The organism is Periweissella ghanensis (assembly GCF_918814755.1).
Lineage (GTDB): Bacteria > Bacillota > Bacilli > Lactobacillales > Lactobacillaceae > Periweissella > Periweissella ghanensis.
The window spans coordinates 23,998-38,389 of record NZ_CAKKNT010000001.1; the positions used below are offsets into that span (position 1 = coordinate 23,998).

General features: G+C 41.9%; 14 protein-coding genes. 3 read left to right on the top strand and 11 right to left on the bottom strand.

Going from position 1 to position 14,392, the window contains the following annotated elements:
• Positions 1-58: 58 nt before the first annotated feature.
• From LQZ76_RS00120 to LQZ76_RS00160, 9 genes are all read right to left on the bottom strand, one after another.
• Positions 59-1,432, bottom strand: a complete 1,374-nt coding sequence (locus LQZ76_RS00120; RefSeq protein ID WP_230097744.1) for an AAA family ATPase — start codon at positions 1,430-1,432, stop codon at positions 59-61.
• A gap of 145 nt (positions 1,433-1,577) precedes the next feature.
• Entirely contained in the window at positions 1,578-1,952 is a 375-nt protein-coding gene (locus LQZ76_RS00125) for a hypothetical protein (protein ID WP_230097745.1), read from the bottom strand.
• A 13-nt stretch (positions 1,953-1,965) separates the two neighbouring features.
• Positions 1,966-2,982, bottom strand: coding sequence for a 3-dehydroquinate synthase (locus tag LQZ76_RS00130; protein ID WP_230097746.1), 1,017 nt, complete (start codon positions 2,980-2,982; stop codon positions 1,966-1,968).
• On the bottom strand, positions 2,983-3,975 hold the full coding sequence (gene aroF, locus LQZ76_RS00135) for a 3-deoxy-7-phosphoheptulonate synthase (RefSeq protein ID WP_230097747.1): 993 nt from the start codon (positions 3,973-3,975) through the stop codon (positions 2,983-2,985).
• An 18-nt stretch (positions 3,976-3,993) separates the two neighbouring features.
• On the bottom strand, positions 3,994-4,698 hold the full coding sequence (locus LQZ76_RS00140) for a type I 3-dehydroquinate dehydratase (RefSeq protein WP_230097748.1): 705 nt from the start codon (positions 4,696-4,698) through the stop codon (positions 3,994-3,996).
• A gap of 233 nt (positions 4,699-4,931) precedes the next feature.
• Positions 4,932-5,987: a hypothetical protein gene (locus LQZ76_RS00145; protein WP_230097749.1), complete on the bottom strand. Its 1,056-nt coding sequence runs from the start codon at positions 5,985-5,987 to the stop codon at positions 4,932-4,934.
• Between the two features lie 454 nt (positions 5,988-6,441).
• On the bottom strand, positions 6,442-8,130 hold the full coding sequence (locus tag LQZ76_RS00150) for an NAD-dependent malic enzyme (protein WP_290368157.1): 1,689 nt from the start codon (positions 8,128-8,130) through the stop codon (positions 6,442-6,444).
• A 178-nt stretch (positions 8,131-8,308) separates the two neighbouring features.
• Positions 8,309-8,497 carry a GNAT family N-acetyltransferase gene (locus tag LQZ76_RS00155; protein ID WP_230097751.1) on the bottom strand — a complete coding sequence of 63 codons (189 nt, stop codon included), beginning with the start codon at positions 8,495-8,497 and terminating at the stop codon, positions 8,309-8,311.
• Positions 8,481-8,648 carry a hypothetical protein gene (locus LQZ76_RS00160; protein WP_230097752.1) on the bottom strand — a complete coding sequence of 56 codons (168 nt, stop codon included), beginning with the start codon at positions 8,646-8,648 and terminating at the stop codon, positions 8,481-8,483. The genes LQZ76_RS00155 and LQZ76_RS00160 overlap by 17 nt, the downstream gene beginning before the upstream one ends.
• Positions 8,649-8,843: 195 nt before the next feature.
• Between LQZ76_RS00160 and LQZ76_RS00165 the strand changes: the two genes are divergently transcribed.
• The 3 genes from LQZ76_RS00165 to LQZ76_RS00175 all read left to right on the top strand — a co-directional run bounded on the left by LQZ76_RS00165 (position 8,844) and on the right by LQZ76_RS00175 (position 11,087).
• Positions 8,844-10,556: a glycerophosphodiester phosphodiesterase gene (locus LQZ76_RS00165; protein WP_230097753.1), complete on the top strand. Its 1,713-nt coding sequence runs from the start codon at positions 8,844-8,846 to the stop codon at positions 10,554-10,556.
• Between the two features lie 111 nt (positions 10,557-10,667).
• The gene (locus LQZ76_RS00170) at positions 10,668-10,916 is read left to right on the top strand and encodes a GlsB/YeaQ/YmgE family stress response membrane protein (protein WP_168721164.1); all 249 of its coding nucleotides are present in this window, start codon (positions 10,668-10,670) and stop codon (positions 10,914-10,916) included.
• Positions 10,917-10,946: 30 nt separating this feature from the next.
• On the top strand, positions 10,947-11,087 hold the full coding sequence (locus LQZ76_RS00175) for a hypothetical protein (protein WP_230097754.1): 141 nt from the start codon (positions 10,947-10,949) through the stop codon (positions 11,085-11,087).
• A gap of 338 nt (positions 11,088-11,425) precedes the next feature.
• On the opposite strand, the gene LQZ76_RS00180 is transcribed toward LQZ76_RS00175, so the two are convergent.
• Together LQZ76_RS00180 and LQZ76_RS00185 are read right to left on the bottom strand one after the other, a co-directional pair.
• Positions 11,426-13,417 carry an elongation factor G gene (locus LQZ76_RS00180; protein ID WP_230097755.1) on the bottom strand — a complete coding sequence of 664 codons (1,992 nt, stop codon included), beginning with the start codon at positions 13,415-13,417 and terminating at the stop codon, positions 11,426-11,428.
• A 75-nt stretch (positions 13,418-13,492) separates the two neighbouring features.
• Positions 13,493-14,227 (bottom strand): MerR family transcriptional regulator, encoded by a 735-nt coding sequence (locus LQZ76_RS00185; RefSeq protein ID WP_230097756.1) that lies wholly within the window; start codon positions 14,225-14,227, stop codon positions 13,493-13,495.
• Positions 14,228-14,392: the final 165 nt, after the last annotated feature.

A 14,392-nucleotide genomic window follows, 5' to 3' on the forward strand; every position in this document is an offset into this window, starting at 1 on the left:
TGAAGAATTTTTCTCCAGGGGATTTTTTAGTGAATTGTTCGCTTACTGCTTAACCATCCTAAATCAACCCCAATTGCTTTAAGAGCTCATCCTTAGTTGCGTCATCGACCAAGTTACTTGCTTTAACGTTAGTATTACGAAAACCTTGAATTATCTTGGCACGTTGCGTTGGTGCGTAATACTGCCCTTCTTCAAATTCAATATCACGTAAATACTTCTTCCGTAAGTTGTTAGTATCACGAATTTTTTCAAAATGGGTATAGCGGTTAAATTCATCCGTCGTTGAAAAGACAATCTTCTCTTGCGGTAACATTTCTAACACCCGCAAATTGTGTGACGTGAAAATTAGTTGCCCAAATGCACCTTGTTCAAAAATAGCAACGAGTTCACCCAACAGATACTCATAAATACCAGAGTCAAGTTCATCAATTAAAACCACCGATTCAGTATTCGTATACGCTTCAATTAAAAATGGTAGAATCGACACAATTTTTATGATCCCTACCGATTCATATCTAAAAGGAATTTTTTTAATTTCTTTAGTATTTGTTTTAGTATCAATGCTTTCCCGAACAGAAATTAATTGGATAATATAATCCATATGTTCACCATCGGCAGCTAACTGCTGATTGACAATTGTATCCAAGGTCAATCCTGGGACAATATTGGGCAAGACTTGATTTACTTGTTGGATACTTTTTTCGATCCGCATGTAAACATCCTTCGAAATTGGAGCATCGTTATTTGGGACTAAGATAACCCCAGCACTATCCATTTCTTCAGTATGGTAAATAAATGATAATGGCAAGCCAAGTGACGTTACCCCGGCGTGAGCATCTGTATAAATGTTAATATCAAACGCAATTCGCCGTAAATTGTCAATGGTCCTATTGAGTTCATCATACTTTACTTGTCCTTGACGGCGGGCTAATAAATTACGCATGTATTCTGAACTAACAATCGCCGCAGCGTTCATACTACTAGCAACCGCATAATCCATGACATCTTCATTTGCATCTTTACCCAAAATTTTCAACGTTAAATCATCCGTTTTGTGCCACGTTAAAAGCGAGCGATAACGCTTGTTATTACCATACGCTTTTACGCGCAACTCTTCGCCCACTAAATTAACTTGCCCGTTTACCAATAATAAGCTAAACGCATAACTCAAGTATTGTTGCCCTTTGGTATCATCAAATTCTAGTGAAATTGTCGCAACTTCATTCGGGCTAAGATATTCAACCCCGTTTAATTTTTGATTACTGATAATTAATTTAAATAATTGGACAGCATTAATTAAGGTTGTTTTCCCGGAGCCATTTTGGCCATAAATGCCAATAACATTTAAGTACTCACCCTTATTAACTAGTGATACTTCACCATGCTTAACATTTTTCAAGTTTTCAATTACTACATTCAATAACTTAGCCATCGCGACACCTCCTTTAAATCCCCCTTAATTATAGCATCTTATGAATTTAAGTCACTTATTTTGTATAAAAAATACAAAAACAACTATCTTATTATCAAAGATAGCTGTTTTAAGTTAGTTTAATGATTTACTGGTCCATCACCAACTAGTTAATTTTAAAATCCGTAATATTACCCATTAGTTCGCCATAATATTCAGGATCTTGTTGGTAAACTAATTGCAAGTATGCCTCTGTGTCCGGGCGTAGTTCCGCTAATTCTGCTTGATCTAATTGATGATTATATTTGAACAAGCGCCGCGTCACGTGGTCAACGGTTACAGGTTTCCCTTTTTCCAGGGCTTTGAAGAGATGCATCATTAAGCGGCCATGTTCGCGCAACGAAACATTAGCGAGTAACGCCCATTCCGTTAACGTCTGGGGGTGATCGCCAATTTGATGGCGGACAATGACTTGCAACGTCATAACATCTTGCCGTAAACTTTCAACTTCTTTTTGCAAACGGTGGACTTTCTTCCCCATGGTATATCTCCTGTTAATTCGCGCCTTGAAGCAACGTTTTGAATTCAGGCAACGGTATCGTTTGAATTGCTGGTTGACCAATGACTGGTAAGACCACCAAATCAATCGTGCTACCCGCGACTTTTTTATCATTTAACAAATTATCATAAAAGGCGACCGTGCCCAAGTATTGTGATGATAACGGTAACCCCAAGGCCGCTAAGCGTTCACGAATGGCGGCTTGAATCTCAATTGGCATCAAGAGTTGGGCTAATTGGAACATCCCAATCCCAACTGCTTCCCCATGCATTAAATCTGGATCCGCTAATTCAATTGCATGGCCAAGCGTATGCCCAAAGTTCAAGAATTTACGTTGGCCAAAGTCCTTGAAATCGCCGGCCACAATATGGGTTTTGTAGTCAATTGATGCTTTAATCAAGGCATCGCGATGGGTCAAAATTTCAGTGGGCGTGCTAATATTAGCCGTCAAGGCGGCAAAATCACCACCCGCTAACAAGCTCATCTTAATGGTTTCGACATAACCTTCCAGCAAATTACGCGTACTTAACGTATCCAAAAATTGACTGTCAATAATCGTCGTCACGGCATGATAGAAGGTGCCGATGACGTTTTTTTGCGTCCCCAGGTTTAACGCCGTTTTACCACCGACACTGGAATCAACTTGAGCTGTAAATGAAGTTGGCACTTGAATAAACGCAATTCCGCGCTTGTATGTGCTAGCAACATAGCCGCCTAAATCACCAATCACCCCACCGCCGAGACTAATCAAGGCATCGTGGCGATCAAAATGTTCATTAGCTAATTTTTGACTAATGGCTTCATAGGTCGTTAACGATTTACTCGTTTCGCCCACGGGCACAGTCATCGTATGCACTGCTTTGCCTGTTGCGGCCAGGGCAACGACCGTTTGTTCAAGGTATAACGCGCCAACTTGCGCATCGGTTAACACTAAGACACGTTGGGCAGGCAATTCCGCTAGCACCGTGGCTAACGTTTGCCGGTAATCAGTTGTGTACATGACAGCTTCCATTTATTCACCTCGCACAATTGCATGAATTTGGCGCGCCTTAGTCACAATTTCCCCCATATGAGCAGGCGTGATTGCTTGTTGCGCATCAACAAAGGCAGCATCCGGATTATCATGAATTTCCAACATGAAACCATCCGCACCGGCCGCCACTCCCGCTAAGGTCAACGGCGTTACTAAGGCGCGTTCACCGGCCGCATGACTGGCATCGAGTAAGACTGGGTAGTGCGTCATTTGCTTCAAGACCGCAATCGCACCGACATCGAGGGTGTTGCGCGTGTATTTATTATCAAACGAGCGAATCCCGCGTTCCATCAAAATAATTTGTGTATTGCCACCAGCAGCAATGTATTCGGCCGCTTGTAAAAATTCATCAAGCGTGGCTGACATCCCCCGCTTTAAAACAACCGGTTTACGTTTGGCCCCGACAGCTTTTAACAACGCAAAGTTTTGCATGTTCCGTGTCCCAATTTGGAAAATATCCGTGTATTGATCCACAATATCGACATCCCGCGGATCAAGGACTTCCGTAACCATGTCCAAGCCGGCCGCATCAGCTGCTTGGCGGTGGGCAATTAAGCCTGCTTCACCGACCCCTTGGAAGCTGTAAGGACTTGTCCGCGGCTTAAACGAACCCCCGCGTAAAACGGTCGCGCCAACCGCATGAACTTCAGTCGCCATTTGTGCGACGTGATCAGCACTTTCAATTGAATCTGGACCGGCCATAATCACTAAGCCACCATCCCCAATCACACTGTGCGGGGTCGTAATCACCGTGTTTTCCGGGTGAAATGCACGCGTTGATTGAACAGCGGCATGGTGGTTAAGGATTACTTGTGCACCTGCGGGTAAGGCAATTGGTAAGCTGTCCACCGTTTTAACCGTTGGTAAAGCTAAATTCTGGGCGTGTTGGAATACTAATAAATCTGGGTTTTGGGCCACTAATTGGTCTTTTAAGGCGGTGGCCGTCGCACTATCTTGGTTGGTAATAATCATAGGTAATTCTCGCTTTCATTAAAAACGCGGGTGTCCTTTATGGAGCACCGTAATTAGAGTTGGTAAATCAATTTGTCCCGGAGCCATTGGAGCCGTGCTTGGTAAGGTCGTATACGTGATGCGCGACCCATAAGCAAAGCCAGCGGTCCGACTACGTGCACCAGCGGCCCCCATCGCAATCCCAATCATCGGAATTGTTTGGCACGCGGCAATCGTATCTAGTAAATAATCAGTATCTTTGGCGCCATGACTCATGACCGCAATTTTAATCATTGCCGGATTGGCTTGGCCCATGAGATTAATGCGTTCCGCTAAGTTACGTGGGGTTTCTTTAAAGTTGTGGTATGACATAATAATCGCGGGCTTTTCAGGTGCTAGAGCTAAACGAACCTTCGTCCAAAGGCGATATTCAACATCTAAAAAGGCCGCCCCGGCTTGCCACCCATCCAGATACAATTGGGTATAACGGGCGACTTCAAACGGATAATCACCGCCTTCATCGGCCGTCCGGTACGTTAAAATCATCGGGAAAGCACTAGCGGCAATAATTAAGCGCATTTCAGCAGCATCTGGTTGATACCCCAAGGCTAAACACGTATCCAATCGCCATTCAATCAGATCGATTTGATAGGCCCGACACGCCTCAATTTGGGCCAAAAGTTCCGCTTGATTGGCCCCACTGATACTCACAGCAATCGCCATCCGCTTTGTTGGTAAATTCATCATGTCCTCCTAATTGCCATTTAGGTTCGTTTTTTACTACTCATTAGTATTTATTTCGTCTTCTTCAAAAAAAATATACAATTTAATACGAATTATAATGCTAAATATTTTTGTTATCGAGCGAACTTTGCTACAATAACTTAGGAGCTTATTAATCCACTAATCCCCCCTGGATTTAGTTGATGTAAGCATCCGCCCCCTTTAAAAGCCAGTGTACGATTGTAACTGGCTTTTTATATTGCCCAATTTTTTGATTGAACTGTCGCCAAACGATATTCAACTAATTGACCAGCGACTATCCCGACTGGCAGCCTTTCATACATGGCGGTGATATCTGGTAACGCCGTTAGATTTTGCCAAAATCGGCGCCATAAGTAATCGCGATCGGGGTTAACTTGCGCCATAATCACAATCCGTTGCGCAGCTTGGACATTGGCGGCAATCATGGTTAACATCAGCTCTTCAACACTGAAATAATTTTGGGCAAGCGCCATCATGGTGGCTTTATCCGCTTGATCTTCATCAGCTTCTAAAATTGGCATCTGCAATAACCGAACCAGTAAGGCATCAAAGACTGGTAACTGGGCATCGACAGCTTCAAAATCAACATCTGTAATTGGGAGCATTTGACTCAACGGCATTTGCTGTAAAAATTGACTCAAACTCGCAAATAATTCTAATACTACATCGGCTTGGTGGGCACGATAAAACGTCGTGGCGGCATTGCCAAACATAAACGGCACATCGATATTATCAACCCCATGTATGTACATATTTTTAATATCCGGCGCAATTGGTAAAAATAATTCCCGCAAGCGGACTTGAACGTGTGGTGGAATCAATAATGCCTTTTGGTCCCCTTGTGCCACTAAATACTCCGTATACGTCGTCAGCCATCCTTGTAGGTGCGCTAATGGGGGCACATGTGGATCAAGGGCGGCAACCATCGTCAAACTATCGGCGAGAATTTTTTGACTAATTTCGGCTTCGAAATCATATTCCATATATAAAGCAATTAAATTTTGAAATAAATACCCATACGGCGTGGCATTAACGACCGAATCAAGCACCGCCATGATGGCACGACTTTGCGCCCGCCCATTGGGTAACTGGGCAATTTCAGCAATCGTTGGGGTTGGTGCCCCGTCGCTGTTAGCTTGCCGCCAAGCAGTTGTCCGCTGAATTCCTAATACGAGTAGGTTAACTTCCATCACCCGGCGGGCCGTTTGCGGCGATGTACTACCAAAATATGGCTGATTTAACATGCTGGTAAGCGTATGTGTGTCCATGTTCCATGACCTCATTTGTCTATGATGGGGGGGCAATTTTTTAAGGCAATTGTACTAATTAAATGATACATTTTTTTAGCATTAATTACCTTATATTTACGCTAAATCCTGCTGAAATATTAATCTTTATATTACAAGTGTGTAATATAAAAAAATCCAAAGGAAAATTAGCTTTTCCTTTGGATTTTTTAATTCGCTGATCACTTAATGGATTTGAACGATAAACCATATCTGGGAGGATATCTTTTTTAGGGGGGCGTGATCAGCAATTTGTGGCAGCAGAGCCTAGACGTGCTCAGCCAACCAAGTAGTTCCGCCTAGTCAGCAGGGCCTAGACGTGCTCCAAGCCCCCAGACAGTTCCGCCTAACTAGCTACCACTAAATGCCAAAACCGCATTTTGCGTTTAGCTGCGTTAGTGCTCAGGATTTACCGGTGCTGTTCGCACTCTTCTTCTTAATATTCAGCTTTCCAAATGCTTGCATCAACGGCAGCTTCAACATCAGCAATGTCAACACGGTTAACCTTGTCATCAATCGCTGCCTTAACAACAGCCATTGCAACATACTTAGAAGCTTGTGGCGCAGTTTCAACAGGTGGTAACAATGAAGCACCCTTTTCTGACAAGTCTTGGATATCAGCGATACCGTGGGCCGCAGCAGAAAGCATTGCATCAGTCACCGTGCTTGCCTTAGAAACCACGATCCCAGCACCCAAACCAGGGTAAAGTAATGAGTTGTTGGCTTGACCGATGTAGTAAGTTGTACCTTCAAATTCAACCGGATCTGAAGGTGAACCAGTAACTACCAAGGCATTACCCTTAGACCATTTGATAATGTCATCAGCTTTACCTTCTTGTAATTCAGTTGGGTTTGAAATTGGCATGATGGCTGGACGTTCAGTGTTGGCGCTCATGATTTCAACAATTTCTTGTGTAAAGGTGTTAGCTTGACCTGAAGTACCAATCAAAACAGATGGCTTAACGGCTTTAACAACATCTGTCAAAGTAGCCATTGGAGTTGAGAATTCGTCAGCTGGACGCGCGTAACGTGTTTGACCTTCCGTCAAGTTTTCTTGACCCTCAATAACTAAACCATAACGGTCAACGATGAAGAAACGTTTCATCGCTTCTGCTTCAGTCATACCTTGACGCATCATTTCGTTACGAATTTGGTCTGAAACCCCGATACCGGCTGTTCCACCACCAAAGACGACATAAGTTTGTTCCGTAACTGGCTTGTTTGAAGCGTTAGCAACGGCGTTCATTGAAGCAGCCATCATCACACCAGTACCTTGGATGTCATCGTTGAAAGTCGTGATTTCATTCTTGTATTTTTCCAAGATCACGCTAGCATTGGCACGACCGAAGTCTTCCCAGTGGAATAATACGTCTGGGAATAAGCCCTTGGCAGTTTCCACGAATTGATCGATGTAATCCCAGTATTCTTGACCAGTCTTACGGTTTTGACGGTTACCCACGTAGTTAGGGTTGTCGAGTAATTCTTGACGGTCAGTACCATTGTCAATTACGATTGGTAACACGTGATCAGGGTGGATACCAGCAGCAACCGTGTAAACGGCTAACTTACCAACTGAAATCATTACCCCTTGGATACCCCAGTCACCGATTCCAAGCACACCTTCACCATCAGTGATAACTAACATATCAACTTGTGGCATGTCCTTGCTGGCTTCTTTTAAGACATCAGCAATCGTTTCAGGGTGGTTAACGTCAAGGAAAACGGCGTCATTTGGACGAACAAAGTCATCTGAGAAACCACGTACGGCATCAGCAATTGTTGGTGTGTAAATTACTGGTAACAATTCTTTGATGTGTGAACCAACGATGGCGTAGTAAAGCACGCGGTTAGTGTTGTAAACAGACATCAAGAACTTGTTTTGTTCGTAACGGGTTGTGTAAGTTTCTAATTGGGCATATGTGGCTGCAACTTGTTCGTCGAGCGTTTGGATAGCTGTTGGCAACAAACCGTTGAGTTTGTAGTCCGCGCGTTCTTGGGCTGAAAAGGCGGTTCCTTTGTTCAATAATGGGTTGTTGAGTAAATCTTTTCCTGTAAGCATATCATTTAGCTCCTTTTGATTTCTATACCCATACTTTAACTGACTTAATGTGGTATAGTCAAAAATTTGCTATCTTATAAATTATTTTTATAGGTCGATTATCCCTAGCCGTATTTTTAACTAATTCCACCGGCAAAACACTTTTATATCAACGTTTTTAACTTTCGTGAACTAAAACGTAAACTTTTTGCTTAACGGCGATAAATTTTAGCGAAGAAATTCATTGAAAAAAAGTTTTATTTTTTTAGCCGTGCTGATTAATTTTGCAAAATAAGACTGCATCGCGGTAACAATCAGCCGTAATTAAGTAATCACTCAAATACGCTTCCTTTTTCCAACTCAACCGTCGGGCCACGCGTTGACTCGCTTCATTGGCAACATCAGTGATTAATTCTAAGCGGTGTAAGTGCATTTCATTAAAGGCGTAATCCATTACTTGACGCAACGCTATTTAAGTTCGTTAACCATGGGAACCACGGTGCTAAATATTGATAGTTTTTTTCAATTAAAGCATACACTTCACGCGCATCTTTGACCTTAACGGACTCCAAACAAACTACTTCTTGCACATTTTGTACTAACATCGGTCATGCCCCACAATCGTATTTGTTAAATTAGTTACATTATACCGGCTATTCTTAAATTTCTATCTATATTATGGTAACAGATATGTAAAGAAGTTTAAAAAAAATACACTAAACGCGGGCATATTTTTTTACAATTAGCGTTTTTTTCACTAATATTAAGGAATACATTATAACTTGAAAGGTGGAATTATTATGCATCGTATCAACAATATTGCTCCACAAAAAAATCAAACTGGAAGCGCATTTTTTATTATCACCCCGTTGATTTTATTAGCCTTGAATTGGCTTTGGGCCCAAATTTTTGCATTTGCCAATCATCAATTTCCCAATACCGCTAATATCCCGAGTACTTCACTTCAAGCCCTTATCGGCTTTGTTTTAAGTCATCTAGCTCAATTTGGTGGAGCCCTAATCATTTATTTGATTACATTTTGGTTCTTTAGTCTCATAGTCCAAATCATCCTTAAGCGACTTAGTAATTCATCAGCTGCCATTACTTTACGCTTACATTTCTTTAGCCCCACAATTTTAGGCTTAGTTTTATTAAATGCGATTGCCTTAGTCCCTATGACGATGCTTAGCTATCGCATCCCCCTAGCCAGTTTAATCAAGTTACCCGATTTTATTTCGCAAGTTTTATTAGAAAAATCAGCAATTGGCCTCGCTGTTACCGGTGGCCTTGTTGTTTATAGCTTAATTTTGATCAAATGTGGCCAAGTTATTCCGAATATCATGGCTGGGCAAAGTTTCCGCCAAGCTTTCAAAAATAGTTGGCAAAATGTCACTTGGTATCAAGTTTTACGTTTTATTGGCGCCGTTATTGCTAATTTAGTGGCGCTAGCTATTTTTGCCGCTATTTTATACGGTGTGCAAAAGCTGGTTGAAATCATCGCTCTACCACTAGCACGCCATAGTGCCAATGTTTTAATGGTTATCTTTACAGCTGGTATTTATGCTTTAACAACTTGGTTTATCTGGCAAATTAATCGCCATATCTTAAATCCTAATCGGCTGGCATTTAACTTGCGTCAGCATTTAGGCTTGGGCAGTCGCTTACTTACTGGGTTAATTCTCTTAGGTTGTGGGATTTTTGTCGTGACATCTGAAAACAGCTGGTTGCCAACTGTTAATCGCCAACCAATTGTCATTTCACACCGTGGAGTTAACGGCGACAATGGCTTACCTAATAGTTTAGAAAGTCTTAAAAACACCATTAAAAGCGCTCATCCAGCTTATATTGAAACTGATGTGCAACTAACCAAAGATAATCAGTTTATTATCTTACATGATACTAATCTCAAGGTCTTAACTGGAGTTAATAATACCCCAGCTGAGTTGACGCTTAACCAAATCACTAAATTAACTATGCATATTGATGGTGAAAAAGCCAAAGTCCCTTCATTACATGAATACCTAGATTACGCCACGACACACCATCAACCATTATTAATTGAGTTAAAAACTTCAATGGTGGCAAATAAGAAGACCCTAACCGCCTTTCTAAAAGAATTTGGCCCTGAATTAGCTAAAAACCACGCCATCTTACACTCACTTAATAAAAACTTAGTTCAAAATGTTAAGGAAAATGATAATAAAATCAAAATCGGTTTTATCTTACCTTATAATACTGATACCTTACCAAAAGGGAAGAATGCTTTTTACACCGTTGAATATAGTACGTTAACGCCGCAATTAGTTCGTGATATTCATGCGCAAAAGAAGCAAGTGTATGCTTGGACAGCCAATGATCGTCCATCAATGTATTGGTTATCCGTCATGAACGTTGATGCGATTATTACCGACTACCCTAGTCGCTTGCAAAGCATTTTAAAAGAGCAACAAAATCATCCGCACTATGGCGTCGCTTTATTACGCTATTTCTTTACCATTCAACATACCTTGTAAGCACATTATTTGAAATTTATTAAATTCATGCTTATAATTTAATAAAGATGTGTTAGCTAAAAGCTCATTTATTTAACGCATCAAATTCAATATTTATAAGGGGGTACTATTATGCATTGGTTATGGGTATTAATTATTGGAGCTATTATCGGGGCCATCGCCGGCGCAATCACTAGCAAAGGCCAATCAATGGGTTGGATTGCTAATATTGTGGCAGGTTTGGTGGGATCAGCAGTTGGTCAAGCCGTGCTTGGTAACTGGGGACCACACTTAGCTGGGATGGCTTTAATCCCATCAATTATTGGGGCGGTAGTTGTCGTCGCGGTGGTTTCATTCTTTGTTGGCCGAAACGCTGACTAACTTATACATTCTTAATGTGGGGGAAGTAAGATGGATTTTTTAAAATCAATTTTTAAGTTTATGATTGCAGCCACACTCCTCGTTGGTGGTCTTTTAGTTGGTGGCACTGTTTTTGCCGCTAAGAAGATTGATAAGGCTGGCGATAAGTTAGAAGAAACAATTCATGGGTAGCATACAGAGTGCGAGCACAGGCGGTAACCAATGAGGACTAACGCTACAAGCCAGTAAATGCGTACTTAGCATGTCTGGATTGTAAGTTAGCCGGAATTGGTTGCCTGTGCGAGCACGTTTTGATAGAGTGTGAAGCCAATCAGGGAGTAGCGAGCACTACTGACACATAGCAAAAGATACGATCTTGGTATTTTAGCTATGTGACGGTAGGCGGAACTACTTGGTTGGCTGAGCACGTCTTGGCTACATGTGCAACGTAAAAGGGAAGTGAACTTCATGGTTCACTTCCCTTTTTTGCTTATTAGTTCAAAATATTGCGCCCTTTTTTAGCACATACCCTACACCAAATTAATGTGATGCAAATCATCAACATCCCGCCAGTGCGCATCAAAACCATGACCTTTTTTAAAGAAAATTGAATTAGCGGTATTATCTAAATCACTTTCCGGATCATACGCCGCGGCTTCAATTAATGCCGCTTGATCTTGACATGGTTGATACCCTTGAAGTGCAGTTGTTAACCGCCCTTCATTTTTAGAAAATGAGGCAAACGTCGTCGGATACTCAAAGAAATTCGCCACTGGCACTGCCCCAATGACCGTGGCGTTGTCATTACTACCACTTATTAAGTTATCGACATGCCCGTGCATTTTCTCTAAATCGGCGCTCACACGGCCAACCAAATGTGCTGGCACAATCGCGGTGACCGTATACCATGGTTCCAGAAGCTGACTACTAGTCTTCATCAAGGCTTGCCGGATGGCCCGATTGGTCGCTTCCCGGAAGTCACCCCCCTTAGTTTCTGGCACATAGGCCTTCCCACTAAGTAAGGTGATCGTCAAATCCGTAATCGGTGCACCAGTTAAGACCCCTAAATGAGCTTTTTCAAAGACGTGCTGCTCAATTCGTTTTTGATAATTAATTGGTAATTGTTCACGTGAACATTCATTTTCAAAAATAATCCCTTGCCCCGGCTGCCCCGGCGTTAAACGGAGGGCCACTTCGGCATAATGCCGTAATGGTTCATAGTGGCCATAGCCAATACTTGCTTGGGTGATTGTTTCTTTGTATAAAATTGTCGGTGCTGAAAAATCAATTTCAAAACCAAAGCGATCAGCAAAGATCACTTTTAAATATTCCATTTGCAGTGTCCCTGTAACGTTAATGTATAACTCTTGCATCGCCGCCTTAAATTGGACATGCAACGTTGGATCTTCTTGGGCTAAGGTTTGCATATTTTTAATCATCACATCATTTTGGGTCGCATCATTTGTCAAGACCCGTACTGCTAGAATTGCTTCTCGTTTTAAATTAACTGGTTGGGGTAATGTATCTGCAGTAATCCCAAGCGTCCCAAAGAAACTCCCTGGCTGGACATCAATGCCCGTTACCGCGATAATATCGCCTGGCTGGGCCTGATTCACAGCTTGGTAAGTTCCACCTTGAAAATTAAATAACTGATTGATTTTTTGCTCATCGCTACCATCCGTCGTAATTTTATCCTTAGGTTCAAATACCCCTTGGATGACTTTGGCATGGACATAGCGATTATTTTTTTGATCATGGGTTATTTTATAGACTTGTGCCAGTGCATATTCAGCTGGTTCAGTCGTTAAAGTAATCACATCTAAGAGGGCTAACAAAGTAGCGACCCCGGTTTGTTGACGAGCTGAACCAAAAATAACTGGCATAATGGTCCGAGCTAGCAAAGCCGTATTTAATTTATCGGTGATGATTTGCGCATCGATAGTGGCCCCGTCAGCCGCCATTAAATAGCTAAACCAAGCTTCATCCAAGACCGCCCAATCTTCTAAAAAGGCCGTTTCATTTGACCAATCAACCAGCCCATCAACAGTTACTGGGCCTGGTACTACTGGCGCGGCTAACTTCTCTACATCCTCACGTAATTGAGCCGGCGTGGTCGTAATCATATCCATCTTATTATAGAAGAAAATCACCGGGACATCATATGCTTGACACAAATTAAAAATGGTCTCCGTATAACCCGTAATCCCATCGGTGGCACTAATTAGTAAGATAGCCACGTCAACAACTTGGAGACTTTTTTCCATTTCAAAGGTCAAATCCATGTGCCCCGGTGTATCAATAATCGTGTACCCTTGACCGTGATGTTCAAAATGGACAGGCTTACTCGAAAAAGTAATCCCCCGTTGACGTTCAATCGGTTCATTATCCATGAAAGTTGTACCTTTATTAACATTCCCGACGGCGGAAATTACTTGCGCTTGATATAGCAAGGCCTCAATTAAGGTTGTTTTCCCCGCATCAACATGGGAAAAAACACCAATCACTTTATTTCGTTGTTGCATTGCCACCTCCGACTTACTGCATTTACTTTGTTTGTAACAAAGTATAAACCTTAAAGTAGGTTTCAAGTCAAGCAACTACTTAAGTTCTAGCCAAACTTCAAAATAATCGCGATATTGGCCATCTTCATTAATCGACATTAAATATTGAAAGATAACCGTCCCAATTTGACTTAAAGTTAACCCACTTTGCGCTAAAAGATCATCAATCTGCGGTGCCTGGGTTTTATTGTGCCAAGTCACCCCGTGTAAGTATTGTTTAGGAACCACATCCCCCGCGCGTAACTCGGTTGTTGTGACAATCGGTGTGAAAATGCCACATGTATAACTATTATCGCCATGCACGGCCAGAATATCCGCCGATTTTGTCGGATCCGCAAGGTATTGTTGGACTGAGGCTTTATTGGTGAAATTAAACGTTTGAATTGGTAATAGTTGTTGGGTAATCACCGTTGGCTTTTGGGCTTTTAGGCTTACCAATTTTTGTAAGGTTTGTTGGCGGGTATTAATGCGGGTGATTACCTGTTGTAGTTCTTGCATTGTCGCTTCAAGATGATCTTTAGTTTGCTTAAACATCGTATCTAGGTCCGCTAATGTCATTGCTTGACGTTGCTTAAGGACGGCCAGTGGGACTTCTAAATCACGTAATAACATGACATTACAAATATCTAACATCGTTTCAAATGAGAATTCACGATAATTATTAGCCCCCCGTTCAAAGCGTAATAACCCCTGCTTGTCCCAATAGCGTAATGTTGATGCTGGGATTCCTAACGCTTTTGATACATCACTAATGGTTGTTATTTTATCCATCTTATCCTCCAAGACATGTACCTTGACATTAAACTAACTTTAATGTTTATACTGCATTTTAACATACTATTACTGCGCTTGAATTGAGCGGATCTATGGAATCAATACCAGATGTGCAACGGCCACTAATTTTCCCCAATACAAAAAGGGAAGTGAACTTCATCG